The 25,891-nt window shown below is 69.9% G+C and carries 30 protein-coding genes and 1 pseudogene; 15 read left to right on the top strand and 16 right to left on the bottom strand.

Annotated features, from left to right (window positions below; all coding sequences use genetic code 11):
• Positions 1-106 precede the first annotated feature (106 nt).
• From ACZ4U1_RS32275 to ACZ4U1_RS32260, 4 genes are all read left to right on the top strand, one after another.
• Positions 107-304: an SCO2195 family GlnR-regulated protein gene (locus tag ACZ4U1_RS32275; protein ID WP_467907704.1), complete on the top strand. Its 198-nt coding sequence runs from the start codon at positions 107-109 to the stop codon at positions 302-304.
• Positions 305-384: 80 nt separating this feature from the next.
• Positions 385-1,086 carry a DUF4191 domain-containing protein gene (locus tag ACZ4U1_RS32270; RefSeq protein ID WP_467907703.1) on the top strand — a complete coding sequence of 234 codons (702 nt, stop codon included), beginning with the start codon at positions 385-387 and terminating at the stop codon, positions 1,084-1,086.
• 66 nt (positions 1,087-1,152) lie between these two features.
• Positions 1,153-2,265, top strand: coding sequence for a right-handed parallel beta-helix repeat-containing protein (locus tag ACZ4U1_RS32265; RefSeq protein ID WP_467907702.1), 1,113 nt, complete (start codon positions 1,153-1,155; stop codon positions 2,263-2,265).
• A gap of 43 nt (positions 2,266-2,308) precedes the next feature.
• Positions 2,309-3,373 (top strand): methyltransferase, encoded by a 1,065-nt coding sequence (locus ACZ4U1_RS32260; RefSeq protein ID WP_467907701.1) that lies wholly within the window; start codon positions 2,309-2,311, stop codon positions 3,371-3,373.
• Between the two features lie 60 nt (positions 3,374-3,433).
• Here ACZ4U1_RS32260 and ACZ4U1_RS32255 read toward each other — a convergent pair whose 3' ends face one another.
• From ACZ4U1_RS32255 to ACZ4U1_RS32225, 7 genes are read right to left on the bottom strand one after another with little or no spacing between them, the layout of a single operon-like run.
• Entirely contained in the window at positions 3,434-3,766 is a 333-nt protein-coding gene (locus ACZ4U1_RS32255) for a TcmI family type II polyketide cyclase (RefSeq protein WP_467907700.1), read from the bottom strand.
• Positions 3,767-3,787: 21 nt separating this feature from the next.
• The gene (locus tag ACZ4U1_RS32250) at positions 3,788-4,267 is read right to left on the bottom strand and encodes an SRPBCC family protein (protein WP_467907699.1); all 480 of its coding nucleotides are present in this window, start codon (positions 4,265-4,267) and stop codon (positions 3,788-3,790) included.
• 1 nt (position 4,268) lies between these two features.
• The gene (locus ACZ4U1_RS32245) at positions 4,269-4,523 is read right to left on the bottom strand and encodes an acyl carrier protein (protein ID WP_189307155.1); all 255 of its coding nucleotides are present in this window, start codon (positions 4,521-4,523) and stop codon (positions 4,269-4,271) included.
• A gap of 20 nt (positions 4,524-4,543) precedes the next feature.
• Positions 4,544-5,788, bottom strand: coding sequence for a beta-ketoacyl synthase N-terminal-like domain-containing protein (locus ACZ4U1_RS32240; protein ID WP_467907698.1), 1,245 nt, complete (start codon positions 5,786-5,788; stop codon positions 4,544-4,546).
• A 7-nt stretch (positions 5,789-5,795) separates the two neighbouring features.
• Complete coding sequence (locus tag ACZ4U1_RS32235) at positions 5,796-7,055, bottom strand: beta-ketoacyl-[acyl-carrier-protein] synthase family protein (RefSeq protein ID WP_467907697.1); 1,260 nt, start codon at positions 7,053-7,055, stop codon at positions 5,796-5,798.
• Positions 7,052-7,447 carry a cupin domain-containing protein gene (locus ACZ4U1_RS32230; protein ID WP_467907772.1) on the bottom strand — a complete coding sequence of 132 codons (396 nt, stop codon included), beginning with the start codon at positions 7,445-7,447 and terminating at the stop codon, positions 7,052-7,054. Before ACZ4U1_RS32230 ends, ACZ4U1_RS32235 begins: the two co-directional genes overlap by 4 nt.
• 59 nt (positions 7,448-7,506) lie before the next feature.
• Positions 7,507-8,604: a SchA/CurD-like domain-containing protein gene (locus tag ACZ4U1_RS32225; RefSeq protein ID WP_467907696.1), complete on the bottom strand. Its 1,098-nt coding sequence runs from the start codon at positions 8,602-8,604 to the stop codon at positions 7,507-7,509.
• Between the two features lie 190 nt (positions 8,605-8,794).
• On the opposite strand from ACZ4U1_RS32225, the gene ACZ4U1_RS32220 reads away from it, so the two are divergent.
• Entirely contained in the window at positions 8,795-10,453 is a 1,659-nt protein-coding gene (locus ACZ4U1_RS32220; protein WP_467907694.1) for an FAD-dependent oxidoreductase, read from the top strand.
• A gap of 58 nt (positions 10,454-10,511) precedes the next feature.
• Here the strand turns inward: ACZ4U1_RS32220 and ACZ4U1_RS32215 are convergent, their stop codons facing one another.
• Positions 10,512-10,979, bottom strand: coding sequence for an RDD family protein (locus ACZ4U1_RS32215; protein ID WP_467907693.1), 468 nt, complete (start codon positions 10,977-10,979; stop codon positions 10,512-10,514).
• Positions 10,980-11,189: 210 nt separating this feature from the next.
• Between ACZ4U1_RS32215 and glnA the strand changes: the two genes are divergently transcribed.
• The gene (glnA, locus tag ACZ4U1_RS32210) at positions 11,190-12,599 is read left to right on the top strand and encodes a type I glutamate--ammonia ligase (protein WP_356159996.1); all 1,410 of its coding nucleotides are present in this window, start codon (positions 11,190-11,192) and stop codon (positions 12,597-12,599) included.
• Positions 12,600-12,716: 117 nt separating this feature from the next.
• Here the strand turns inward: glnA and ACZ4U1_RS32205 are convergent.
• The 4 genes and pseudogenes from ACZ4U1_RS32205 to ACZ4U1_RS32190 all read right to left on the bottom strand — a co-directional run.
• A pseudogene (locus tag ACZ4U1_RS32205) lies at positions 12,717-13,054 on the bottom strand (hypothetical protein); the annotation flags it as partial.
• A 49-nt stretch (positions 13,055-13,103) separates the two neighbouring features.
• On the bottom strand, positions 13,104-13,940 hold the full coding sequence (locus tag ACZ4U1_RS32200) for a protein kinase domain-containing protein (RefSeq protein WP_467907692.1): 837 nt from the start codon (positions 13,938-13,940) through the stop codon (positions 13,104-13,106).
• A gap of 70 nt (positions 13,941-14,010) precedes the next feature.
• Positions 14,011-14,454: a glycine-rich domain-containing protein gene (locus ACZ4U1_RS32195; RefSeq protein ID WP_467907691.1), complete on the bottom strand. Its 444-nt coding sequence runs from the start codon at positions 14,452-14,454 to the stop codon at positions 14,011-14,013.
• Positions 14,455-14,603: 149 nt separating this feature from the next.
• Entirely contained in the window at positions 14,604-14,774 is a 171-nt protein-coding gene (locus ACZ4U1_RS32190) for a hypothetical protein (RefSeq protein WP_467907780.1), read from the bottom strand.
• A gap of 119 nt (positions 14,775-14,893) precedes the next feature.
• Between ACZ4U1_RS32190 and ACZ4U1_RS32185 the strand changes: the two genes are divergently transcribed.
• Both ACZ4U1_RS32185 and ACZ4U1_RS32180 read left to right on the top strand, forming a co-directional pair.
• On the top strand, positions 14,894-15,637 hold the full coding sequence (locus tag ACZ4U1_RS32185; RefSeq protein ID WP_467907690.1) for an XRE family transcriptional regulator: 744 nt from the start codon (positions 14,894-14,896) through the stop codon (positions 15,635-15,637).
• 2 nt (positions 15,638-15,639) lie between these two features.
• Positions 15,640-16,110, top strand: coding sequence for an NUDIX domain-containing protein (locus tag ACZ4U1_RS32180; RefSeq protein WP_086696542.1), 471 nt, complete (start codon positions 15,640-15,642; stop codon positions 16,108-16,110).
• Positions 16,111-17,972: 1,862 nt separating this feature from the next.
• On the opposite strand, the gene ACZ4U1_RS32175 is transcribed toward ACZ4U1_RS32180, so the two are convergent.
• Entirely contained in the window at positions 17,973-18,935 is a 963-nt protein-coding gene (locus ACZ4U1_RS32175; protein WP_467907689.1) for a hypothetical protein, read from the bottom strand.
• A gap of 183 nt (positions 18,936-19,118) precedes the next feature.
• Between ACZ4U1_RS32175 and ACZ4U1_RS32170 the strand changes: the two genes are divergently transcribed.
• On the top strand, positions 19,119-20,516 hold the full coding sequence (locus tag ACZ4U1_RS32170) for a hypothetical protein (RefSeq protein WP_467907688.1): 1,398 nt from the start codon (positions 19,119-19,121) through the stop codon (positions 20,514-20,516).
• A gap of 14 nt (positions 20,517-20,530) precedes the next feature.
• Positions 20,531-20,764: a hypothetical protein gene (locus tag ACZ4U1_RS32165; protein ID WP_467907687.1), complete on the top strand. Its 234-nt coding sequence runs from the start codon at positions 20,531-20,533 to the stop codon at positions 20,762-20,764.
• Here the strand turns inward: ACZ4U1_RS32165 and ACZ4U1_RS32160 are convergent.
• Positions 20,725-21,315, bottom strand: a complete 591-nt coding sequence (locus tag ACZ4U1_RS32160; protein WP_467907686.1) for an isochorismatase family protein — start codon at positions 21,313-21,315, stop codon at positions 20,725-20,727. The two genes, ACZ4U1_RS32165 and ACZ4U1_RS32160, sit on opposite strands and share 40 nt — an antisense overlap.
• Before the next feature lie 156 nt (positions 21,316-21,471).
• Here ACZ4U1_RS32160 and ACZ4U1_RS32155 point away from each other — a divergent pair, with 156 nt between their 5' ends.
• The 4 genes from ACZ4U1_RS32155 (at position 21,472) to pspAB (ending at position 24,474) form a co-directional block, all read left to right on the top strand.
• Positions 21,472-22,431 (top strand): GlxA family transcriptional regulator, encoded by a 960-nt coding sequence (locus tag ACZ4U1_RS32155; protein WP_467907771.1) that lies wholly within the window; start codon positions 21,472-21,474, stop codon positions 22,429-22,431.
• A gap of 108 nt (positions 22,432-22,539) precedes the next feature.
• Positions 22,540-22,794, top strand: a complete 255-nt coding sequence (locus tag ACZ4U1_RS32150; protein WP_059248949.1) for an SCO2583/SCO2584 N-terminal domain-containing protein — start codon at positions 22,540-22,542, stop codon at positions 22,792-22,794.
• Between the two features lie 105 nt (positions 22,795-22,899).
• Positions 22,900-23,850: a zinc metalloprotease HtpX gene (gene htpX, locus ACZ4U1_RS32145; RefSeq protein ID WP_467907685.1), complete on the top strand. Its 951-nt coding sequence runs from the start codon at positions 22,900-22,902 to the stop codon at positions 23,848-23,850.
• 3 nt (positions 23,851-23,853) lie between these two features.
• Positions 23,854-24,474, top strand: coding sequence for a PspA-associated protein PspAB (gene pspAB / locus ACZ4U1_RS32140; protein WP_467907684.1), 621 nt, complete (start codon positions 23,854-23,856; stop codon positions 24,472-24,474).
• Positions 24,475-24,493: 19 nt separating this feature from the next.
• On the opposite strand, the gene ACZ4U1_RS32135 is transcribed toward pspAB, so the two are convergent.
• Positions 24,494-24,751: a hypothetical protein gene (locus ACZ4U1_RS32135; protein ID WP_467907683.1), complete on the bottom strand. Its 258-nt coding sequence runs from the start codon at positions 24,749-24,751 to the stop codon at positions 24,494-24,496.
• A gap of 183 nt (positions 24,752-24,934) precedes the next feature.
• A complete protein-coding gene (locus ACZ4U1_RS32130; protein ID WP_467907682.1) occupies positions 24,935-25,249 on the bottom strand; it encodes a hypothetical protein in 315 nt (104 codons plus the stop codon).
• 220 nt (positions 25,250-25,469) lie between these two features.
• Between ACZ4U1_RS32130 and ACZ4U1_RS32125 the strand changes: the two genes are divergently transcribed.
• Positions 25,470-25,838, top strand: a complete 369-nt coding sequence (locus tag ACZ4U1_RS32125; RefSeq protein WP_467907681.1) for an ArsC/Spx/MgsR family protein — start codon at positions 25,470-25,472, stop codon at positions 25,836-25,838.
• Positions 25,839-25,891: the final 53 nt, after the last annotated feature.

Genomic DNA, 25,891 nt, shown 5'->3' with positions numbered 1-25,891 from the left:
CAAGGCTTCACGGGCGTTTGACCGGCGGGTCACGCCCTGGTAACACCAATCAGTGACCCTGGTATCACGCCCCGTATCGCCACTGCTCCGAGGGGGGACCTCGCTCATGCAGGCCGCACCCGTACGTGCCACCGCCATCCCGTCCTTCACCGACGCCCTCCGCGCCGTGGAGTCCCTGCTCATGAGCGGCGGTCAGCGCACCGCCCGCCGCAACGCCTGGACCTCCGTCCTGGAGGACCGCCGCCGTGCCAAGGACCGCGTCGAGGCCGAGCGCGTCCTGGAGCAGGCCGCCGGCCGCTCCTGACGCCTCCGCGCCGCCGCCCCCGGCTCCCCCGCCGGGCACTGCCGTCGTCCGCGCTCCCGGGGGCACGTAGACTTCGTGGCATGGCGAGGAAGGAAACCGCGGCGGACGCCGCGAACGCAGGGCGACTGAAGCAGATCGCCCTCACGTACAAGATGACCCGCAAGGCCGACAAGAAGATCGGTCTTGTACTCGCGGCCGTCGGCATCGGCACCCTCGGTGTCTTCCTCGCGATCGGCTTTCTGATCGGCCACCCGGTCTACCTGGGCATCTTCGGCCTGCTGATCGCCCTGCTGGCGACGGCGATCGTGTTCGGCCGCCGGGCCGAGCGGGCCGCCTTCGGCCAGATGGAGGGCCAGCCCGGCGCCGCGGCGGCCGTGCTGGACAACATCGGCCGGGGCTGGACGACGACGCCGGCGGTGGCGATGAACCGCAGCCAGGACGTGGTGCACCGGGCCGTCGGCAAGGCCGGCATCGTGCTGGTCGCCGAGGGCAACCCGAACCGGGTGAAGAGCCTGCTGGCCGCCGAGAAGAAGAAGATGAACCGCATCGTCGCGGACGTGCCGGTGCACGATGTGATCGTCGGCACCGGTGAGGGCCAGGTCGAGCTGAAGAAGCTCCGCACGACCATGCTGAAGCTGCCGCGCGTGCTCACCGGTCCCCAGGTGACGGCGACCAACGACCGGCTGCGGGCCATGGGTGACCTGATGAGCAACATGCCGTTGCCGAAGGGCCCCATGCCGAAGGGGATGAAGCTTCCCAAGGGCGGTCCGCGGGGGCGCTGACCCTGACACGCCGCCCAACGGAGTATCCGCCCGGTAATCGGGTCATGCGCTCCTAGCCTTCGGAATGTGACAAAACGACACATTGCGTACCTGGCATGCACCACGGCTCTCGTCGGCGCGTTCACCGGCACCACCCCGGCGTCGGCCGCCCACCGGACCCTCGTGGTGCATCCGGGTGAGTCGATCCAGAAGGCGGTCAACGCCGCCAAGGCCGGCGACACCGTGTTCGTGCTCGCCGGCACCTACCGTGAGAGCGTCACGGTGAAGACGGCAGGCCTCACCCTGCGCGGCGCGGGCCCCGGCACCGTGATCCAGCCCCCCAAGAAGAAGACCAAGCCCGCCCCGCACGGCAAGAAGTCCGGTGGGAAAACCGGCAAGAAGGCCGCCATCACCTGCCTTTCGGACGGCAACGGCATCTGTGTGGTCGGGGGCAAGAACAAGCCCCTCGAGGGCGTCACCGTCTCCGATCTGAAGGTGACCGGTTTCGCCAGGAGCGGCCTGTTCTCCATGGGCACCGACCGGCTGACCGTGAAGCGCGTGATCGCCGAGCACAACGGCCAGTGGGGCATCGCCCAGGAGCACTCCACCCGCGGGCTGTTCCGGAACAACACGGCCCTGGGCAACGGGGACGCCGGGCTGTTCCTCGCCAACAACGTCAAGGCCGAGCAGGGCGCCACGGACAGCAAGGGCGCGGTGGTCGACCACAACCGGCTGCAGGACAACCGGATCGGCATCACCGTCCGCCGCCTGCGCAACCTCGCCGTCACGCGGAACTACGTCACCGGCAACTGCGCGGGCGTGTTCGTCGTCGGCGACGAGAACAAGCCGCGGGCCGGCGCCCTCACCGTCAGCGACAACCTGGTCGTGCAGAACAACAAGTACTGCCCGAAGACCGCCCGGCTGCCCTATCTGAAGGGCTCCGGCATCGTGCTGACCGGTACCGAGAAGGCCCTGGTGACGCGGAACCGGGTCACCGGTCACTCGGGCAAGTCCCCGCTGTCCGGCGGCATCGTCCTGTTCAAGAGCTTCGTGGGCGCCACCAGCGAGAAGAACCGGATCACCGGCAACCGGCTGGCGGACAACTCCCCGGCGGACCTCGTCAACCAGGAGACCACCAAGAGCGGCAACGCCTTCACCGGGAACTCCTGCCGGGCCTCCAGGCCCGCGGGCCTGTGCTGACCGGACGGCCGTACCCGACCCACGCAAGGAAGGAAGGCGGCACATGACCGCACCATCCCGCGCGACTTCGGCTCCCCCGGAGCCGGGGGCACCCCCCTCCCCTCCCCCGTCGATGCGGCTGCGCGAGCTGGCGTTCGGGGCGGCCTGCGCCGCCGCGGTCCGCGCCGCGGCCCGGCTGGGCGTCGCCGACGCACTCGGCGACGCCCCCATGACCGTGGAGACCCTGGCGGCCGCGGTGCACACCGAGCCGGGGCCGCTGCGCCGGCTGCTGCGCGCCCTGTCCTGCTACGGCGTCTTCGCCGAGCGGCCCGACGGAACGTTCGCCCACACCGAGATGTCCCGGCTGCTGCGCGAGGACGACCCGAACAGCCTGCGGGCCATCGCCATGTGGTGCACCGAGCCGTGGACCTGGGACGCCTGGCCGCTGCTGGACCAGGCGGTCCGCACCGGCCGGAACGTCGTGGAGGACCTGTACGGCAAGGAGTTCTTCGCCTACCTCAACGAGGACGCCCCCGAGTCCGCGGACGTCTTCAACCGCGCGATGACCCGCTCCAGCGAGCAGTCGGCGCGGGAGGTGGCGGCCCTGCTGGACCTGTCCGGCAGCCGCTCGGTCGCGGACATCGGCGGCGGCCAGGGGCATGTGGTGGCCTGCCTGCTGGACAAGTACCCGGCGATGCAGGGCAGCCTGCTCGACCTGCCCCGGGTGGTGGAGAACGCCCTGCCGCGGCTGCGCGAGGGCGGCGACCTCGCCGACCGGGTGCGGATCGTGCCCGGTGACGTCCGGGAGGCGGTCCCGGTCGAGGCCGACGTCTACATCATCAAGAACATCCTGGAGTGGGACGACGAGAGCACGGCCCGGCTGCTGCGCAACGTCGTCGAGGCAGGCGGCCCCGGCACCCGGGTCATCGTCATCGAGAACCTGGTGGACGACACCCCCTCGATGCGGTTCAGCACCGCCATGGACCTGCTGCTGCTCCTGAACGTCGGCGGGGCCAAGCACACCACCGACAGCATGGTCGGCCGGCTCCGGGCGGCGGGCCTGGCGGTCGGGGAGATCCAGCCGGTCAACCCGTTCCTGCACGCGTTCGACTGCATCGTCCCCGCGTGAGCACACCGGTGCCGGGTCCGCGTCGGACGCGGGCCCGGCACCGGTGGTCCGGCCGGAGGATCAGACGCCGGCGTCGCGCTCCCAGAGGTAGAAGCGCTCGGCCATGGCGTCCTTCGGGGACCGCCAGGTCTCCGGGTCGTACGCGCTGACGTACGCCGAAAGCCGCTCGCTGACCTCCCTGAACTCGGGGTGGGAAGTGATCTTGGCGATGGCCGGTCCGGGCTCCCGGTCGGACTCGATGAGGTGCATGTACACATCGCCGAACTGGAAGAGGCTGCGCCGGACGACGCCGACGAGGTGCGGCAGCTCTCCCCGGTCGGACTCCGCGAACACCTTGGCGATGTCGGGAGCGGAGCCCGGGGCCATGCGGGCGACGATCAGGGCCTGGTGCACGGTCGTCTCCTGTCGTCCGGCTCAGTCGGCGATGGCCGTGGCGGGCCGGTGACCGGATGCCGCCTTCTCGATCTTCTCCCGGATCAGCTCCATCTGGATCTTGGAGTTGCTGTTGATGTTGTCGGTCATCCAGTCGTCGTCGACGGGCGCGTCCGGCTTCATCTCGAAGTCCTGGGTCCAGACCATCCGGGTGCCGGCGGGGACCTCCTCGTACCGCCAGTGGATGTTCATGTAGGCGAAGGGCCCGGTCTCCACCCGGCGCGCCTTGACGGTGCGGGAGGCGCGGTCCGGTTCGCGCTCGGAGACCCAGCTCCAGACGGTGCCGTTGTCGTCCGGGTGCATGGTGAGCCGGAAGGTCGTCTTCTCGCCCTCCCGCTTGAGGATCTCCACCGACGCGTACTCGCTGAACAGCTGGGGCCAGCGCTCCAGGTCGTTGGTCATGTCCCAGACCAGGTCAAGCGGGGCGGCGATGGTGATCTCGTTCTGGGTGTGTCCTGCCATGTCAGGCTCCTGCCATCAGGGTGCTGTTGACGAGGTTGAGGAACTGCTGGGGTGTCTTGCAGCGCTCCGCGTCGACCGGCATCGGGGTGCCGTGCGTGTTCTCCAGCTCGCCGACGATGCCGAGCAGGCCGAGCGAGTCGACGCCGAGGACGTCGAACCCGGTGTCGGGCTTCTCCTTGAGCTGATCCGGGCTGACGGTGACCCCGGCGGCCTTCTTCATCAGCGCGGCGAGTTCTTCGACGGTGATCTCGGGCATGTGCTTCCTCCTTCTCCTTCTCACTGCGTGGTGCCGCGGCGCAGCACCAGCGCCGAGTTCGACCCCATGAGTCCGCGGCTGAGGACCAGCGCCGTCCGCAGTTCGGCGGCGCGGGCGCGGCCGGTGACGAGGTCGAGGTCGTGGCAGACGTCGAAGACGTTCGGCGTCGGCGGGATCAGTCCGTGTTCCATCGCGAGCACGGCCGCCGCGGTGTCCAGCACGGGGGCCGCGCAGTACCCCCGGCCGATCCCGGTCTTGGGCGCGGTGACCGGGACCCGGGTGCCGTGCTCGCCGAGGGCGTCGGCGAGGGCCAGCGCCTCGGCCCGGTCGGCCTCCGGGACGCCCAGGGCGTCGGCGAAGACGACGTCGATCTCCTCGGGAGCGCAGTCGGCCTCCCGCAGGGCCTGCCGGACGGCGTGGGCGAGACCCGCCCGGGACTCCGCCCAGCGGGACGCGCCGGTGAAGGTGGCCCCGTGGCCCGCGACGAAGGCCCGGATGCGGGCACCGCGGGTCCGGGCGGTAGCGGCCGCCTCCACCACGAGCATCCCGCCGCCCTCGGCGGGCACGAACCCGCAGGCCCCGTCCGTGAACGGGCGGTAGGCCCGGGACGGGTCCGTCTCGCGGCTCAGTTCCTCGTAGCCGAGCTGGCAGACCATCGAGTACGGCGCGAGCGGCGCCTCGGTGGAGCCGGCCACGATCACGTCGGTGCCGCGCCGTACCGCCCGGGCCGCGTGGGCGAGGGCGTCCAGGCCGCCGGCCTCGTCGGAGGCGACGACCGAGCAGGGTCCCTTGAAGCCGCGGCGGATGGACACCTGGCCGGTGCTCGCGGCGTAGAACCAGGCGATGGACTGGTACGGCCCGACGAACCGGCTGCCCTTGCCCCACAGTTGCTGCAGTTCGCGCTGGCCGAACTCACCGCCGCCGGATCCGGCCGCGGTGACCACGCCGATGGAGTAGGGCGCGTCGGGCACGCTGCCCGGCCCGAGCCGGGCGTCGTCCAGCGCGAAGTCGGCCGCGGCCATGGCGTAGTGCGTGAACCGGTCGGTCTGGACGAGGAAGCGTTCCTCGATCGTCGCGGCCGGGTCGAAGGCGCGGACCTCACCGGCCACCTTGAGGGGAAGGTGCTCGCAGCCCTCGCGGGTGACCCGGTCGAGGACGCTGAGGCCCTCCTGGGTGGCCTTCCAGAAGGTGCCGGTGGTGGTGCCGTTGGGCGCGACCACACCGATGCCGGTGATGGCCGCCTGCCGGTCCTGCGGTTCGCTCATCGTGTCCTCACTCCCTCGGCCGGGTCAGGATCACCGCGGACTGGAAGCCGCCGAACCCGCTGCCCACGGACAGCACGCTGGTCAGCTTCCGTTCGCGGGCGACGCGCGGGACGTAGTCCAGGTCGCACTCGGGGTCGGGGATCTCGTAGTTCGCGGTCGGCGGGACGACCTGCTTGGCGAGGGCCAGCACACAGGCGACCAGTTCGATGGCGCCGATCGCCCCGAGGGAGTGCCCCACCATGGACTTGATGGAGCTCATCGGGGTGTCGTAGGCGTGGTGGCCGAGCGCCCGCTTCACGGCCGCCGTCTCGTGGCGGTCGTTCTGCCGGGTGCCGGAGCCGTGCGCGTTGACGTAGTCGATCGCCGTGGGGTCGAGCCGCGCCTGGTTCAGGGCGGTGTCTATGGCCCGCGCCATCTCCAGGCCCTCCTTGGTCAGGCCGGTCATGTGGTAGGCGTTGCCGAAGGTGGCGTAGCCGCCGAACACGCAGTACACGTGGGCACCGCGGGCCCGGGCGTGCTCCAGTTCCTCCAGGACGAGCACCGCGCCGCCCTCGCCCATGACGAAGCCGTCACGGTTGTTGTCGAAGGGCCGGGAGGCGTGCGCGGGGTCGTCGTTGTTCGGGGACGTGGCCTTGATCGCGTCGAAGCAGGCCATGGTGATCGGGGAGATCGGGGAGTCCGACGCCCCCGCGATGCATATGTCGGCCCGGCCTTCCTGGACGGTGTGGAAGGCGTAGCCGACGGCGTCCAGTCCGGAGGTGCAGCCGGTGGACACGGTCTGCACCGGACCCTGGGCGCCGAAACGTTCCGCCACCGCGGAGGCCACGGTGCTCGGCGAGAACGCCCGGTGCAGCTGCGGCTCCGCCTCGGTGTGGTCGACGTCCCAGCGCTGCCCTCGGTGGCTGACCAGGACGTAGTCGTGCTCCAGCCGGGTGGTGCCGCCGACGGCGGTGCCCAGGGAGACACCGACCCGCCAGGGGTCCTCCCGGCCGAGGTCGAGACCGGAGTCCCGGACCGCTTCCTCGCCGGCGACCAGGGCGAACTGTATGTACCGGTCCGCCCGCTCGACCTGCTCGGCGTCCAGGCCGTGGGCGGCGGGGTCGAAATCGCACTCGGCGGCGATCCGGGACCTCAGCCCGGTCGGGTCGAAGAACGTGATGCCCCGCGTCGCGGTACGGCCTTCGGCGAGCAGCTCCCAGAACGCCGGTACGCCGATCCCGCCGGGGGCGACGACGCCTATGCCGGTGACCGCCACGCGCCGGTTCATGAGCGGACCTGTTCCCGCTCGGCGGCGACGGGCGTCTCCTCCGTGTCGACATGGCCGAGGGCCGGCCGGGGGGCCAGCGGGCCCAGGTGGAAGACGATCCGCGCCTCCACGTTGCCGACGTTGCGGAACCGGTGCCGCATGTTGATGGGGATCATCAGCCCCTGCTCGGGCCGCAGCGGGTGCGGCTCGCCGTCCAGGTCGACCTCCATCTGGCCGCAGACGACGTACACGAACTCCTCGGAGTAGGGGTGGTAGTGCTCCGCGATGCGGTCGCCGGGCTGCACGATGGCCACACCCATGAAACCGCTGGTGGAGCCCACCGTCGCCGGGGTGAGCATGGCGCGCAGATCGCCGCCGCGCCGGGTGTTGGGCTCGACCTCGCTGAGGTCCACGATCTTCGGAAGGGGTTTGATCACGGCGTTCCTCCGTTGGGTGTACTGAGCCTGCCGGGTCAGGCGTCCGGCGAGCGGCGGTCGGTGACGAGGTCCATGCCGACGGGCTCGCCGTCCAGCAGTCCGCTCAGCGCGGCCTGCCGCCCGGGCTCCGGCAGCACGGCCCGCGCGGCGGGGCCGGGGCGTACGTCGATCAGCCGTACGACGACGTCGTCGCGCTGGAAGATCGTGCTGCGCAGGACCGGGCTGTCCGGGTCCTCCGCCGCCGCCTCGTCCTGCTGGGCGATCAGCTCCGCCAGCCGCATCCCGCTGCCCGGGCGGGCCGGGTAGTACAGCGCCCTGCGCTCGCCCTCGGTGAGTTCGTCCGCGGTGACGTGGTGCACGGCCGGCAGCGCCGCCCGGGTGAAGAACACCCGCGCGGACTCCTGGTCGTTCAGGTCCCGCTCCTGCTCCAGGTAGGGGTTGATGGCCTCCTCGACGGCCCGCACCTCGGGCTGGCGGGCGACGTGCCGCAGCGCCGCGAGCAGGTCGCCGCGCACCTCGATGGCCCGCACGACCCGGTTGCCGTGCATGAACAGGGAGGTCCGGCACAGCCGGGTGGTCTCGTCGACCTTCGCCCGGGGCGAGGCGTAGTCGGCGAGGATCCGCTTGACCTGCTCCTCGCTGCCCGGCTTGACCGTGAAGGTCAGCGCGTGCCGGATCACTCCGTCACCGATCCGCGGCGACGCCTGGAGCCGGCGCCGCGCCCCGGAGGCGGCGGCCTCCTCGCCGCCGGTCTCCCGCACGACGTGGAAGCGCAGCGACCGGGTGTCCCGGACGCAGCTGTGCAGCGGTTCCACCATCCGGACGTGTTCCTCGCTGTTCACCCAGGTGAGGAACGGCGGGGCGCTCTCCCACTCACTGGTGATGAGCCATTGGGAGGGGTTCTCGATCGACTGGCACAGCTGGTCGCTGACATGGCCGGGCACCTGGGCCACCTGGTTGCACAGTTGCTCGTAGGCCTCAAGGAACTGCTGCTGGGCGCCGTCGTGGACGTCCACGAGCAGGACGACCCGGAGACGGGAGCCGTCGAACACGGACTGGGAGACCCGTTTCGACACCTGACGCGTCGACGGGGCCGAAATCTTTTCCGACGTGGTGGTGGTCATGCTGCGCATCTCCTTCACGGGGGCAGAGGCGAACGCCGGCGGCCGATGACGCGACGTCAGCGCTTCTTGATCCTGTGCCGCTTCCCGCGGTGTGCGCGACTCGCGTGAACCACGTGGGTGATTGAGCACGCGAAAGCCGTCCCAGAGGGCACAGAAAGAGCAACGCGCCTCACATCCCGACCCTGCCTCTGGAGCCTCGATGCAGCAGAAAGCCGATCACCAGGTGCCCGTCCTCGTCGTGGGCGGCTCTCTGGTGGGCCTGTCCCTGTCCCTGTTCCTGGGCCGTCTCGGCGTACCGCACATGCTCGTCGAGCGGCACTCCGGCACCTCGATCCACCCGCGTGGCCGCGGCAACAACCTGCGGACGATGGAGCTGTACCGGGTGGCCGGCATCGAGCCGGACATCAAGGCGGCGGCCTCGCTGCTCGCGGACAACCACGGCATCCTCCAGACCCCGACCCTGGCCGGCGACGCCGGCGAATGGCTGTTCAAGGAGATCGACCCGGGCGGCGGACTGGCGAAGTTCAGCCCCACCACCTGGTGTCTGTGCAGCCAGAACGACCTGGAGCCGGTGCTGCTGAAGGGGGCCCGTGCGCTCGGCGGAGACCTGCGCTACTTCCACGAGATGGAGGGGTTCGAGCAGGACCCCGAAGGGGTGACGGCGTTCGTCCGGGACCGCGACAGCGACACGATGTACACCGTCCGCGCGGACTACCTGGTCGCGTGCGACGGTCCGCGCAGCCCCGTGCGGCGCCGGCTCGGCATCGGGCAGAGCGGGCCCGGCGACCTCTTCGCCAACGTGAGCGTCACCTTCCGGTCCAAGCTGCTCGCCGACACGGTCGGCGACCGGCGCTTCATCTGCTGCTACCTCACCAACCCCGAGGCCGACGGCGCCCTGCTGCCCGTCGACAACAAGGAGCACTGGGTCTTCCACGCCCCCTGGCACCCGGAGCACGGCGAGACGCTGGAGGAGTTCACCGAGGAACGGCTCCAGCGGCACATCCGGCTGGCCGTCGGCGTCCCCGACCTCGACATCGAGATCACCGGCAAGGCGTCCTGGCGCGCCGCGGAACGCGTCGCCGAGCGGTACGCGGCCGGCCGGGTCCTGCTCGCCGGCGACTCCGCGCACGAGATGTCCCCGACCGGCGCCTTCGGCTCCAACACCGGCATCCAGGACGCGCACAACCTGGCCTGGAAGCTGGCCGCCGTCCTCGACGGCTGGGCCGGACCCGGCCTGCTGGACACCTACGACACCGAGCGCCGGCCCGTCGCCCTGGCCACCAGCGCCCGCGCCTCGGCCCGCTCGGTGGAGCACGCCCACCCCGGCTTCGCCCCCACGCCCGGCGTCGGCGGCGGTCCGCGCAGCGGCATCCTCCCGGTGGTCCTCGCCTACCGCTATCTGGAAGGCGCGGTCCTCGGCGCCGACCCGGCCCATCCGGTCGTACCCGACGGGGTGCGGCTGACCGCGGACCCGGGCAGCCGGGCCCCGCACCTGTGGCTGCGCCGGGCGGGTGACCGGCTCTCCACGGTCGACCTGTACGAGCGGTCCCTGGTGCTGCTCTGCGACGCGGGCTCGGCCGCGGGCCGGGCCTGGCACGCCGCCGCCCGGAGCATCGCCGGCACGGACGGCGTACGCCTGGAGGCGTACCGGATCGGCACGGGGCCGGACGCCGACCTGACCTACGACGGCGAGGGCCCCGGAGGCGGCACCGACTGGGCGGCCGTGCACGGTACGACGGCGGACGGGGCGGTGCTGGTACGGCCGGACGGGTTCGTGGCGTGGCGGGCACCGGGGGCCGTGGGGGATGCGGAGGCGGAACTGCGGGAGGTGCTGGCGGCGGTGCTGCGGAGAGGCTGAACGCGGTGGTCCCGGTGGCGTGGGCCACCGGGATCAGGCACTCGGATCCGTAGCCGGCTCAGATCCGCACTTCGACCGTCTTGGCGATCCGGTCGTGCAGGCCGCGGCCGTCGCGGTCCCAGACCAGGGCGGGGATCGCGAGGCACAGCAGGACCGTGCGCAGCAGGGCGCGCCCCGGGCTGACCGTGCCGGTCTCCAGGGCCACGACCCGGACGCCGAAGAGGCGCTTGCCGGGGGTGAAGCCGACCGTGCCGACGGTCAGGGCGCTCAGGACGAAGAAGACGCCGAGCGCCCAGTTGCTCGTAGCGGGGCTGTAGCCGTGTGTGATCAGGCCGTATGCGATCAGGACGCACAGTGCCCAGTCCACGGCGAGTGCGCCGAGCCGCCGTCCGGGCCGTGCGATCGAGTTCGGTCCGTGCTCCGGGAGGCCGAGCTGCTCGCCCCGGTATCCGAAGTCGGCACCCGCCTCTTCCATGGCCGCGCGGGGGCCGGAGAGCCACGATCCGATTGCCTGCCTGTTGTCCACGCGTAAACGGTACTGCGCCCGGTTTCGGGCACTACGCGCAGGGGGTCGTCGGGGCTACCGTGGACATGTGGCCGGTTAACTTCTGCGAAACAAACGGGTCACGCCCGAGAAATCACCCGTCCCTAGGGTCGAGACCAGCGTGTGCCACCGCACTGGCCGCACGAACGATCTACCACCCCGGCGAGGACGGTCGGGAGTAGGAGGAGCTGGATGTTCCAGAACGCCGACGAGGCCAAGAAGTTCATCGCGGACGAGGACGTCAAGTTCGTCGACGTCCGGTTCTGCGACCTGCCGGGCGTCATGCAGCACTTCACGGTGCCCGTTGAGGCGTTCGACCCGGACGAGGAGCTGGCCTTCGACGGATCGTCGATCCGTGGTTTCCAGGCCATCCACGAGTCCGACATGGCTCTGCGTGCCGACCTGTCCACCGCCCGTGTGGACCCGTTCCGCCGCGACAAGACCCTCAACATCAACTTCTTCATCCACGACCCGATCACGGGTGAGCAGTACTCCCGTGACCCGCGGAACGTGGCGAAGAAGGCCGAGGCGTACCTGGCGTCGACCGGCATCGCCGACACGGCGTACTTCGGTCCCGAGGCCGAGTTCTACGTCTTCGACTCCGTCCGCTTCGCCACCTCGGCGAACGAGTCCTTCTACCACATCGACTCCGAGGCGGGTGCCTGGAACACCGGCGCCCTGGAGAACAACCGTGGGTACAAGGTCCGCTACAAGGGCGGTTACTTCCCGGTCCCGCCGGTCGACCACTTCGCCGACCTGCGCGCCGAGATCTCCCTGGAGCTGGAGAAGCAGGGCCTGAAGGTCGAGCGCCAGCACCACGAGGTGGGCACCGCCGGCCAGGCGGAGATCAACTACAAGTTCAACACCCTGCTCGCCGCCGCCGACGACCTGCAGCTCTTCAAGTACATCGTGAAGAACGTCGCCTGGCGCAACGGCAAGACCGCGACCTTCATGCCGAAGCCGATCTTCGGTGACAACGGCTCGGGCATGCACGTCCACCAGTCCCTCTGGTCCAACGGCGACCCGCTGTTCTACGACGAGGCCGGTTACGCGGGCCTGTCGGACACCGCCCGTTACTACATCGGCGGCATCCTCAAGCACGCTCCGTCGCTGCTCGCCTTCACCAACCCGACGGTGAACTCGTACCACCGTCTGGTGCCGGGCTTCGAGGCGCCGATCAACCTGGTGTACTCGCAGCGCAACCGCTCCGCCGCGATGCGTATCCCGATCACGGGTTCGAACCCGAAGGCCAAGCGCGTCGAGTTCCGCGCGCCCGACTCCTCCGGCAACCCGTACCTCGCCTTCTCGGCCCTGCTCCTCGCCGGCCTGGACGGCATCAAGAACAAGATCGAGCCGGCCGAGCCGATCGACAAGGACCTGTACGAGCTGGCTCCCGAGGAGCACGCGAACGTCGCCCAGGTCCCGACCTCACTCAACGCCGTCCTCGACGCGCTCGAGGCCGACCACGAGTTCCTCCTCCAGGGCGACGTGTTCACGTCCGACCTGATCGAGACGTGGATCGACTTCAAGCGCACCAACGAGATCGCCCCGCTCCAGCTGCGCCCGCACCCGCACGAGTTCGAGCTGTACTTCGACGTGTGATATCGCCCCAGGTCAGAGCGGGCTTCCGCTCCCCTGGACCGTCTGTGGCCGTCGGCCGGCTCTCCCAGCACGGGAGAGCCGGCCGACGGCATTTCGGCTCCGGGTCTCGGGGCCTGCTCAGGCCGCGTCGTCCTGGCGCACTCGGAACGCCTGGTCGATGGCTTTGCGGGCTCGATCCTGGCTATTCGGCAGCAGGTGCGTGTAGGTACCCAGCGTGAAGCCGGGGTCCGAGTGCCCGAGGTACTCGGTAGAAAAGCAGCGTCGTCGTTACTGGTGGTCCGTCGGGCGTCTTCCACGGGAGACACGACATCGGGAAGCGGGACGTCACGCAGCTTTGCCCTCTCGGGTGGGGCGAAGACCATGTGTGAGCCGACCAGCTTGACCTGCCGAACGACGTGGACCACTCCCCCCTCGTCCACGGCGAGCCCAAAGTCCGCGACCGGGCCACCCCGAATGCTGTGCAGGCGGAGGGGTGGTCCGGTCTTCTGCTTGTGGGTCTACGGCTCAGCTCAGGGCTTTGCCGACCTCGTAGATCGTGGGCCTGTCCTCGGGCGCCGGGCTGAGCATGGCGTCGATCAGTTCGCCCAGCTCGCCATGCACCTTCACAGGCCGGCGCCTGCCACTCGCGACGGCTTGTCTCTGCTCGGGACGCGGTGCTTCGTCCGGGTACTCGACGGCCCGCCAGCCCGTGGCGGAAATGAGCAGGGACGCGCCGAGCGCGTAGACGTCGGCTTCCTGCGTAGGCTCCGCCTCTCCGGTCGCAAGCACGCTGCGCGCGATCTCCGGCGCCTCGTAGTGGACGAGGCAGCCGCGGAACGGGAAGTCGTACCCCTCGGGGACGTGTCCGCCGCGCGCCAAGGCCAGGTCGATGAGGTGCGTGCGATCCGGGCCGATGATGAAGTGTGCGGGCTGCACGTCGCCGTGGGCCCAGCCCTTGCCATGTAGCTCGGCCAGCGCCTCTACGCAGCCGAGGGCCGCGCTGGTATGAGGTTCCGTACGAGAGTCCGGCTCACGACAGGGCTTCCACAGCTCGTACAGGTCAGGCCCTTCGTGCCACGGCTGGAAGTTCCAGGTGCCCAGCTCCCATTCGCCGTACGCGAAGTCATCGAGGCCGAGTCGGTACAGCACGGTCCCTTCGCGTGCGGGGGCGAGTGCCGTCCAGGGCTGGGCGGGCCAGTCGGCCGTGGCCTCAATCGGGTAACCAACCTTCACGGCGTACTGCCCCCGATGGCTGTCGACCTCCCAGACCATCGAGCCCCGACGATTGACGACCAGGCGCTGAGCCCTGGGCATCAGTGCGTCGAGCACGACGATCGGAAGTTCAGGGGGTGTCCCGGACAACGTCTGTTCTCCTTCCGGGCCGCGCGGCCGACCCCGCATCGAGGCCGGCCGCGTCGCTGGTGTCGTGTCGCTACGCCTGACCGTACGGACGGCCGCAGTCCGCGTCGCACTGCGCGAGGTTCGTGCCGTCCACGGTCCAGAGGTCGTCGAAGACCATGAACCCGGCCGCCTTCATCGCGTGTGCGGACGCGGCGACCTTCTTCGGGTCACGGGGCCCTCCGCCCGGCATGGGGTTGTGGTGGAGGAAGCGGTCCGCGTACCGGTCGCAGAGCGCGGCGTACTCCTTCGTGTGCAGGATGAGTGCGTGCAGACCGAGGTCCACGTCGTCGGACGGGACCATGGGGACGGTCACGGTCGCGGCGGTGACCACGAAGGCCACCGCCTGGTCCGCGATCCGCTCGGCCCGTTCGCGGGACTGCCCGTTGTGGACGATCACGAAGTGGGTGAGGCTGTCGAACAGTTCCTCACCAGCCACCGCGCGACCGGTCTTCTGGTCGTTGGCCGTTGCCGTCATGCGAATACTCCTTGAGTGTCGCTGTTGCTCTGGCACTTGCGCCCGCATCGGTCGCCGAGGCACGGCCTATGGCGACCGGGGGATGGAAGGCCGACCCCGAACGGGGAAGGGGGAGCCAGGGAAGGTGGCACCCGTTCGGGGTGGCCGGTCTACTGGCTGGTACTAAGAGCCATGCCGATCACCAGGCCACACGATCCGCTGATCATGATGATGAACAGGACCCCGGCATACCGGCCGACGGCGCGCATCACAGGCCGTCCACTGGCAGTGTCCTTCACCAGTTCACCGATGCCTGGTCTGGTCTGCTGGTTGCTCGCCATGCGGACGAGCATCCTGCCGCTCATCAGGACGTCGGAACCTCCGACAAACCCCACTTCGGGACGTCCCGCGTCAGGTAGAACGTCCCTAGTGCCGTCCCCGGGTGTTAGGAGAGATTGGGATGCCGAACGAGAGGTTACGTGCTGCCATGGCGGCCGGCGGATGGACGTACGCCGCCCTTGCGGACAGGGTCGAAGTCGACCCCAAGTCCGTTGAAAGATGGGTCAACCTGGGTCGTACGCCGCGCCGAGCCACGGCCATGCTGGCAGCGGAAACACTAGGAGAAGACGTGCACGCTCTATGGCCCGTGCTACGGCAGGCACGTCCTGCCCGCGCTGTCAGTCCGGAACTTGTGGCCCTCTACGACCAGCGGGCGGACATCCCCGTGTCCACCTTCGTGGACATGCTGACCCAGGCCCGCGAGCAGATCGACGTGCTGGTGTACGCCGCCGTCTTCCTGCACGAGGCGTACCCGCGGCTCAACCACTTGTTGCGAGAGCGAGCGGACGACGGGTGTGCGGTCCGTATCGCGATCGGCAACCCGGACAGTGTGAATGTCCAACAACGCGGCGAGGAGGAGAGGTTCGGCCACGGTATCGAGTCCCGCTGTCGACTCGCCCTCATGCACTACCGCCCCCTTGCCGGGGTACCTGGCATCGAGGTGCGGACCCATGCCACCACGCTCTACAACTCGATCTATCGTGCGGATGACCAGGCACTGGTCAATGCCCATGTCTGGGGCGTGAACGCCTACGGTGCTCCCGTGTGGCATCTCCGGCGCCGCGGAAAGGGCGGCATGTTCGACACCTACGCCAGCAGCTTCGACGCGGTCTGGGAAACCGCTACGCCGGTTCGAGAAGGGTGACCATGGCACGGACCGAGTACTACGACGACCCAGCGGCACCGGAGCCGAACAGCCTGGTGGTCGCCGCGTCCGCCGTGGTCACCGACGACGAAGGGCGCGTACTCCTTCAGCGCCGCAGGGATAACGATCTGTGGGCGCTACCTGGTGGCGGTATGGAGATGACCGACTCACTCCCAGGAACGGCCGTCCGCGAGGTGAAGGAAGAAACCGGTTTGGACGTAGAGATCACCGGTCTCGTGGGCACGTACACCGACCCTCGCCACATCATCGCCTACTCGGACGGTGAGGTGCGCAGGCAGTTCAACGTCTGCTTCACCGCCCGTGTGGTCGGGGGCCGGCTCGCGATCTCGGACGAGTCCACGGAGCTGCGGTTCGTCCAGCCGGAGGAGATCGATCAGCTGCCGATGCACCACACGCAGCGCCTCCGCATCCGCCACTTCTTGGAGCACCGTGAGCGGCCCTACCTCGGCTGATCGAACCGGCGACACCCGATTTTGGGGCAGAGGCGGGTGTGTTTTGCCGGTGACCTGCGGCTTCATCGGTTGGGGTAACGGGCACGGATGCGCCCGCTCATCCCCGCTGTTGACTGTAACTACCCCCTTTGTCTGGCACGACTGCGGCAGGACCTTCATTCCGAACTATCGGCTAGATGGTCGTTATAGCTCCCATGCGTCTTCAGACCGTCGCAGTATGTGAGAGGGACACCGGCCCACGGTCAGGACCCTCCGAGTTGCTTCGGGACGCAGCGGTCACTCCGCTACGGTGTTCGCATGACCGGCCAAACCCTGCATGTCCTGAGTGCGGTCAGCCCATGCAGTCCTGCGGCTTCGTCCTCTCCGGGCGGGAGGACGACGGCCGGCGGGCTTGCCGACGCTCGGGCGGGTGCTGGTCAGCATGTCCGGTGGGGCTGGGCCGACAGGCCGGGCCATCCGTTGGAGTCTGCCCCGTCCGGGACCTCTGTCGCTGACATCCAACGTTGACATCAACGCCCACGAACAGCGGCGACAACTGGTAGCCACTTAGGGCTCTCGTGCGCGCGGTGTACTGCGACCACGCCGGAATGAAGTCGCACTTGTAAAGCCGCGGTCGCCCACCCATCGACTCAGTTTCCCCAGGCGTCCCCCGGCAGCGCTGGCTGTCGTGGAATTCGCAGGTCACAGACAGTGGACGGAGCCCGCGTAAAGCTGCCGCTTTGCCGCCTGCTGGTCGTGTGAAGATGCCGACGCGCCGGGCGGTACCCGAAGTGGCCTTGCCGTGCAGCGCGGCTCTAAGGGGTCCGGCAGCGGCGCACTTCACAGGCTCCGGGCATGACGGCAGCTGCGCCGCGCGTCCAATGCGACTGCCCACGACAGGCTGACTCTTTGGGGTCAGTGGGAGCCCAGTGAATGCCTGTCGGCCAAAATGAGTGGATCATGACGAGATGTCGGCTAGACACGCGGCACTGGTTCCAACCTGCGATGTAAGGCGGGTGGCGCGACCTGTTATGCACCGATCGGACGGCTCTTTTCGGCCAACTTTCCAAACCCGGGCCTCCCGTGGCCCAACCACCCCCTGTCTGCCTCCTGACCTGCTCGGGAAACGGGGCGGACGCCCTGCGCACCCTACGGGGATTGGCCACTGCAATAAGGCGCACTTCCCTGCTCGGGTCGTGGGTGCGACGCTCGTGATCGGATGGTTGACGCCGAGGCCATACCGAGGATGCGGCGACGACAGGACTGGACGCACTCGCATCGAACTAGCAGCAAGCAGGGAGCGGCCCCCCGCGCCATCGGGAGGCCGCTCGTCACACCCATCCCCAAGCATGCGCGGAAGAAGGTGCTGTCATGACCTTACGCGGTCGGGCCGTGCGAACACAGGGCTGTCGTACCCGATTGACGATCTACGTGCCCATCATGCTGGCGCTCGGAGTAATCCCGGCAGTCTGCATCTACCCGTACCTTGCGGCACCGGTAAGTACAGCCGCTGCTGTCCTCGCTGCATCAGTGCCCCTCCTCAGGGGCCGATGGAGCAACCAGCGAGAGCGATCGGTCGCAAACCACAGCATGTCTAACGAAGACACGCGTGGAACTAGCGGTCCTCTTGATCGCAGCGACTCTCACTGAGGAGAAGACCGTGCGCCGGGCGGTCCCGTTGTGGGGTCGATGCGGGACGGGTGGGTAGTGCCCGTGTACCAATGACGCCGGACCACGACGACGTCTGAGCTGGTCAGAGCAACGGTGTCTTCCCTCCGCCGAGGTGACCGAGCCAGGTCATCACTCCTTCGACGTGTGATCGACGCCGTCGAGCGCCCTTGGGGGCCGCCATCCGCGGGGGTGGCGGCCCCCGCTGCGTTTCGTCATCCCGCCGGGGGCTCCGGTACGCGCCAGACGATCCGGAACCGCTCGGCGTCAGGGAGGCCCATCGGGGCCACCGGGCTGATCTGCTTGATCAGGTAGCCGAAGACCATGTGATGCGCCTCCTCCGAGACCTCTTCCCAGGTGTCCGGAGTCACGATCATCACCTCACGCATGAGGCTCAGGTCCGCCTCGTTCTCCAGCATCTCGGCCCGGTCGTCCCGGTCCATCGTCTCGTCGGCACGCATCGCACGGATCGACTCCGCGAGGAGATTGGGTTCGCGGGCGAGGCGGCGGAGAATCTCCTGGCAGCCGTATCGGAAGGCCGCGTACGCCTCCATGGCCTCACGGTCGGGATTCCGGTAGCCGAACGGCGAACCCTCCTCGGCTCCGACATAGTCGCCCTTGAGCATGTGCAGCAGGAGACGCATCGCGTGCTCAGCTCCCTGCTGCTCTATGTGCATCACCATCAGCCGGACCCAGTCGTCCTCCGACACCATCGGCTCGTGTGGAACCGCGAGCGACGGATGGATCTCAACGGCGTTGAAGGGGTTGAGCAGCGCGCCCATGACCAGCTCAGCGTTCCACTTGCCGTCCTCACCTCCCCAGCCTCCGTGGAAGAGCTCCTGGAATGACTTCAGGGCACCCGACTCGCCTTCGTCGGTGGCGCGCCAGAGCGGCAGGAATCTGGCTGTTTCGGACTCCTCGTCCCGGGGCGGGCTGCACAGCCCGGCAAGGGTCACGACGATGTCGTGGACGGTCTCCCAACGCGACACGCGTGTGCCCTTGAGGGCAGCACGGACACTCTCGTGGCTGGCGCCCGACAGGAGGTCGTCCCGGTCGCGGATGCGCATGCTCACCTTCCGGAAGCTCGGCTTGCCCGCCGCGCGATGCAGCTCCTGCAGCGCTTCGACCAACTCCTGATGCGGACGGGTGGGCTCGGGTGAGGCGGCGGATGGGGCCAACTGAATTCCTCCCTGCGCAGGGGTGTCACGTTCCGCCAACACCGTAGAAGCCGCAGGCCAGAGCCGAGTCAGCTTTCGTCAAGTTGACTGCCTGGACCGTCAAACCCTGACTCGCGGCCGACCGGCGAGGTGAGCATGGACAAGGCGCCGAAGGAGCGCCTTCGTCCGAGGAGTTGCGCACGCATGCACATCCCTGGCTACGCCCATGCCACGATCCGGGCCGCCCTGCCCCCCATGCCCACGTCTCGTCAGGTGGGCGCTCTGGACTGTTGTCTGTGCAACAAGCCCTTCGGTGTGGACCGGGGGCCCGTGCCGCTCGGCCCAACCCCAACGTCCGGCCTGTTCGGGTGCCGCCCCTGTCTGACCCGGCTGGTGGCGCTGGCGCGCCGGTCCCGTGACACCCGGCTGGTCCGTGACGCCGAGCAGGTCAGAAACGCGGCGGCAGTGTGGGAGGCGAAACGCGAGCGGTACCTTGCCACCGTCGCCGGGGTGCGCGAGGCGGCAGAGGCCGTCACCCGGCTCGCCGACGAGGGGACCGTGGACCCGACACGGATCGCCTGGCTGCACGTGGCGCTGGAGTCGGCGTACGACTGGGCAACCGAGCGCACCCCCGAGCCCCCGGAATCCCTCGCCTCCGATGACGACGCCGTGCGGGACGAGGGCTTCCGGCTCGGCCTGGAGATGACCTCGGCACGAGAGGCCGTCGCCGGCCGGCTCGCCTACCATCTCATCAATCAGGCCGCTTCGCCGGAGCCGGAGCTCTGCGACGAGCTTGAATGCCCCGAGAACTGCTCCGGGCGCCATGACATCGACCACATCGACCGCGGGCCGGACGCGATCTTCGAGGAGCTGGAGGAGCACGGCTTCACGATCGAGCGCCCGGAGGACAACAGAGCCGTTCTCGCCTCGGTCGCGCCCGAGCGACCGGCGACCACCCTGGACGGCGAGGACCTCGTCGCCGTACTGACGCATGCCGGCATCGACCCGGATGACACCGAGGTCCTGGTCAGCGCGGCGGCGGTCGGGCTCCTCTCCGTGGCCTGGCGGGACGGGCCGCTCGACGAGATCCGCCAAGCCGACGGAGGACCGAGTGACGGAGAGGTCTTCGCGCAGGGCGTCGATCTGTTCCGCAGGGCCCGCAGAGCCCTACTCGCCGCCCGGGAGGACGGGCCCGAGGCTCTGCTCGCATTCCAGGCTGTCGCCTCGGACCTCGACCTGCCCTGGGCGGGCGGTTCGAACTTCGTCCTGCGGAGCAGTGGCGGGCCCACGGAGGAGTTCGTGCGGAACGTCGACAACCGGGTCTGGTACACGGCGAAGGTCATGCGCGAGCAGGGCTGGCGGATGGGAGTTCTGCACCGAGCCGCCTCGGCAGCGCTCACGGACTTGACCCACTTCGGTATGCCGGGCTGGCCCGAGGTCGTCACCTCCGCCATGGCCAGGCTCACAGGGTTGGACAGGTCGGACGCGCCCGCTGCCCTGAGCGATCTACCGAATCTGGAGGCCGCGCTGCTCGAAGCGCCGGACCGGCTGGGCGTGGCCGCCCTGGACTGGATGGCCGGCCACGCCCTGCTCGACCTGTGAAGGCGGGGCCCGCTGTGGGATGGGACGACATCACTCTGGCCGTCCTCGCCGCATTCGGGTGCGCCACCCTGGTGCTCGCGCAGATCGACGACCTACTCGGCAGGCTGCCGCGGATCATCCGGGCCTGGCGTCGGGTACGGCAGGAGCTGGACGGCGGTGCCGGGGACGGCGGTACCGCGGAGCCTCCGGGTGCTTCGGGGAGTCGCGGTCAGCCCAGCGAGGAAGCCGACGGTACGACCACGCCGTAGAGGTCCTCGATGGTGGCGAGGGCGCTGTGGTGGAGCTGGGAGGCGGTCACCTCGGTGTTGGGGGTGTGCAGGGGGCGGGTGGCGGAGGCCGCGGAGACGACGGTGGGGCGGTTGCCGCGGAGGAAGGCGCCCTGCGCGGTGAACAGGACGCACATGTGGGTCATGAAGCCGGCGATCACCACGTCCTTGTGGCCGGCGGCGTCCACGTGGTCGGCGAGGTCGGTGCCGTGGAAGGCGTCGGGGGCGGTCTTGACGACGACGGGCTCGCCGTCGGCCGGGGCCACGCGGGGGTGGATGCGGCCGATCTCGGCGCGGATGTCGTACGGGGTGCCCTCGCCGCCGTCGTTGACGACGTGGACGACCCGCGCGCCCGCCGCCCGCGCCCTGGCCAGCAGCTCGGCCGCGGCGTCGAGGGCGGCCTCCCAGCCTTCCAGCTCCATGACGCCCCGCGTGTAGGTGTTCTGGTAGTCGACCAGGATCAGCGTGGAGTCGGCGAGCGAGGCCGGGGTCTGGTCGAAGCCGTTCAGTGCGCGCAGGGTCATCGTGGGCATGGCACGCCCTTTCGTTCCGGGTGGGTGTCGTGGGTACGTCGATCACGCTAGGAGCCGGGACCGGGTGGCGGCAATGTCAGGTAACTTGCAGATCCGGACATCGGGCGAGTGGCGGGGGAAGCGATCGTGGGTGGGGTGCGGCGGCTCGTCGTCGTCATGCTGTTCGAGGGCGTGGACCTGCTGGACGTCACCGGGCCGCCGGAGGTGTTCGCCCTGCTGCGGCGGGAGACGGGGGACGACACCGGGTACGAGGTGGTGCTGGCCGGCGAGAGCCTGGAGCCCGTGACCACCGCCGCCGGGGTGCGGGTGCTGCCCGACGTCACCTTCGCCGAGGTGTCCGGGCGCGCCGTCGACACGCTGCTGGTGCCGGGCTCGGTGGAGGTCGACGAGGAGGGCCGGGTGCACGCGCTCGCCGATCCCGGCGTCGTCGGCTGGGTGCGGACCCTCGCCGCCCGGACCCGGCGCATCGCCTCCGTCTGCGTGGGCGCGCACCTGCTCGCCGCCGCCGGTCTGCTGGACGGCAGGCGCGCCACCACCCACTGGTCGACCGCGCAGCAGCTCGCCGCCGACCATCCCTCGGTCGAGGTCGACGCCGAGCCGATCTTCATCCGTGACGGCGGGGTGTGGACCGGCGCGGGTATCACCGCCTGTCTGGATCTGTCCCTCGCGCTGGTCGCCGAGGACTTCGGGGAGGCCGTCGCCCTGCGGGTCGCCCGCCAGCTGGTCATGTACCTGAAGCGGCCGGGCGGGCAGAGCCAGTTCAGCGTCCCCGTCGAACCCGTCTCGACCACCCCGCGCATGGCCGGGCTGCGCCACTTCGTCGCCGAGCACCTCGCCGGGCCGCTGACCATCGCCGACCTCGCCCGGCACGCCCACGTCAGCGAACGCCAGCTGACCCGCGTCTTCAAGACGGAACTCGGCACGACCCCGGCCGCCTACATCGAGGCGGCCCGCGTCGAGGCGGCCCGGAACCGGCTGGAGACCACGGACGACACCCTCGACCGGGTCGCGTCCGCGTGCGGATTCGGTACGACGGACACCCTGATCCGGGCGTTCCGCCGCAAGCTGGACACGACACCCACCGCGTACCGGTCCCGTTTCCGCCGTTCCGGATGACCGGACGGCCTGCCGGCCTGCCCTGTGCAACCTTTCGCGCTTCTCAAACTTCCTATTGTCGGGGGATCATGCCCCCGGACTCTGCCGGACGAGAGAGGTTGAACGGGGATGCCCGAACAGGACGACTGGGAGCGCGAGTTCGATCACACGTGGGCGAACTCGGCCGAGCACAAGGAGCCCTCCGCCCGGGCCCGGATGCTCGCCGCCCGCTGGAAGGAGAACCCGCCGGAGCCGGCACCCTTCCGTGCCGACCCGGACCCGGTGCCACGCCGCTCCTCCTGGGTGTCGACGGCCGTGGTCCTCGGCTGCGTGGCCGTGGTCATCGTGCTGCTGGGCTACGCCCAGATGCGCTCGCCGTACTGACGCAGCGATCTTTGCCCGGCCCGGGGCCGTTCCGGACCCTTTCACGGGAAGCGGCAGGTGCACACTGGACAGCGGGACGAGTGCCTGACTGCGGGGTGATGCAAGATGCAGAGCCGCTTCCGGAGCGATCGGCGGCTGACCGTACGCATGGGGCTCACGCTGTTCCTGCTCGGGCTGCTGTACGTGGGCTTCGTCGCCGCGCTGATCGTGCTGCTGAAGTCCTGGGTGCTGGTCGCCGTCCTGATCGGCGCGCTGTTCGTGGCGCAGTTCTGGTTCTCCGACCGGATCGCGATGTTCGCGATGCGCGGGCGGGTCGTGGAGCGGGCGGAGTATCCCGGCCTGCACGCCGTCGTCGACCGGCTGTGCGCCATCGCCGACCTGCCCAAGCCGGTGGTGGCCGTCTCCGAGACGGACATGCCCAACGCGTTCGCGACCGGGCGCAGCGCCGATCACGCGGTGGTCTGTGTGACCACGGGGCTGCTGCGCCGGCTGGAGCCCGCCGAGCTGGAGGGCGTGCTGGCGCACGAGCTGTCGCACGTGCGGCACAAGGACGTCGCCGTGATCACGATCGCGTCCTTCCTGGGGGTGGTCGCGGGCCTGATCGTACGGTTCGCGTTCTACTCCCAGGTCTTCGGCGGCGGCCGCCGGGACCAGAACACCGCCGCCGTCCTCGCCGCCGTGCTGGGTGTCTCGGCGGCCGTGTACGCGATCAGCTTCCTGCTGATCCGGGCGCTGTCCCGGTACCGGGAGCTGGCGGCCGACCGCGCCGCGGCGCAGCTGACCGGCCGGCCCTCGGCGCTGGCGGCGGCCCTCACCAAGGTCTCCGGGGAGATCGCGCGGATCCCGACCAGGGATCTGCGGACGGCCCAGGCGTTCAACGCGTTCTACTTCACCCCGGCGACCGGCCGGGAGGGAGGCATCGAGCGGTTCTTCGCCACCCACCCGAGCCTGGAGCAGCGGCTTGCCCAGCTGGGCCGGATCTCGGCGGAACTGGGCGAGGCCGCCACCCCGGGCGGCGCCGGCCCGGGTACCGCGGGCTCGCGGAAGGCGGGCTGACCGGTGGGGCTGCTGGACATCCTGCTGGGCCGTACGAAACCGGTCGCACCCGACCTGGACCAGCTGTTCGCGCTGCCGTCGGCGGCCGTGACGCTTCAGGCGGCGGCCGGTTTCACGCCGACCGGCAGCGGAGCGGTGTGCTTCGCCACGGTCGAGGGCGCGGCCTTCGAGCAGACGCACCGCGAGGTGCGGGCGCTGCTGGACGCGGACACCGACCGGTGGGGGTCCCCCCGCTCGAGCGAAGCCGAGAGCGGGGGAGGCCCGCCGGTCGAGCTGCGCCGGGACGGCTACGGCTACTCCTGGCTGGTGTCCCGGCGCTCCCCCGACCAGCTGCCCGACCTGGTCAACGACCTGCACGCGGTGAACACCTCGCTGGAGGTCAACGGCTTCGGCCCACAACTGCTGTGCTCCCTGGCCGGGTTCCGGGACGACAGCGGCCGGAAGCTGGCGCTCGTGTACCTCTACAAGCGCGGCACGTTCTATCCGTTCGCCCCGCTGCCCGGAGCCGGCGAGCGGCGGGACACCGCGCTGGAGCTGCGCCTGAGGGCCACGCTCGGGGACGACCTGCGGATCGAGCCGGACCTGGGGCGCTGGTTCCCGGTGTGGGGCGCCCCCGGCCTGTGACGGCCGGTGACGCCCCCCTTCACTTCGCGCCGGGCCGCTCACGGCGGTAGCGGCGCTCCCACCTGGCCTGCCGGTCCCGGCGCTCCCGGTACGCCCGGTAGCTGTCGGGCAGGGCGCCGGAGCCGGTGGGCGGGGTCGGGGCCGGGCTCGTACCGGGCGAGCCGCGCCCGTGCGTGGCGTACAGATACAGCAGGGCGACGGCGGCGAGCCACCAGAGATGGTTTCCGATTCCGAGGATCACCAGGACGACGGTCCCGGTCGCGAGAATGCCACGCATGACGGACCTCCGTGGGGTGAGTTGGGGGTGGAAAGAGTGGAGTGTGTGTATTTCGCCTCCGCTTGTTCAGCGTAGGGAGGGCGTGACCGCCGGTGCATCCCGTTTTCCGCACGGACACAGACGCCGGGTGCCCCCAGCGGCTGGGGGCACCCGGCGTCAGGGTGTCGGCGCGTCAGGCGCCGTTCAGCGCGAGTAGCGCATCAGTGCCCGGACCATGTGGCACGTGGTGTCGGACGGGGGGCGCATCCCGATCCGCTCGGCCGTGCTGCGGATCGTCTCGTCCCGGGCCTGGTCCGGCAGGTACACCCCGGAGTCGAGCAGGGCTATGGCGAGGCGCATGGCCTTCAGGCGCCGGTTGTGCGTGACGTACCACGCGCGCGGCCGTCCGGCCGGCAGCGGTCGCTTCGCCACGGGCTCGTAGGGCGAGTCGAACAGCACGGAACGCTTGGCGGTGGACTGGGTCGGCAACGGCTTCGGCTTCAGAGCGGCAGCGGGCACAGGCATCCTCCTGTCGCGGTCAGGCAGTCCACCGGGGTTCCGGCGACTCCCTCGAACACTGCTTCCAGTCTACCGGCGGGCACTGACAATCGGGGGTTCGCGAGAGGGGGTAAAGCCGCAGGTGAGCCCCGGAATTGACAGGACGTCACAGGCGAGGGAGGTGAGGCTGACGAGGTGTCGCGAATTCGAACAGGGGCCGATGCCGAGTACCGTGTTCCGCATGGAGATCTGGATCAATCCGGCCTGCTCGAAGTGCCGTAGCGCGCTCAGCCTGCTGGACGCCGAGAAGGCCGACTACACCGTCCGCCGCTACCTGGAGGACGTACCGAGCGAGGACGAGATCAGGGCCGTGCTGGAGCGGCTGAACCTGGAGCCGTGGGACATCACCCGCACCCAGGAGGCGGCCGCCAAGGAGCTGGGGCTCAAGGAGTGGCCGCGGGACGCGGGCGCCCGGGACCGGTGGATCACCGCGCTCGCCGAGCACCCCAAGCTCATCCAGCGCCCGATCATCACCGCGGACGACGGCACGGCGCTGGTGGCCCGCACCGAGGAGGCCGTGCGGGAGGCCATCGCTCACAGCAAGAGCTGAGTGCGGCTCAACTTCCCTGTGACGCAGGTTACTTCACCGACTTCCGCAACCGC

This window comes from Streptomyces sp. NPDC028928 (genome assembly GCF_055564915.1).
Note: the sequence above shows the minus strand (reverse complement) of the source record. Positions and strands in the feature narration are given on the sequence as shown.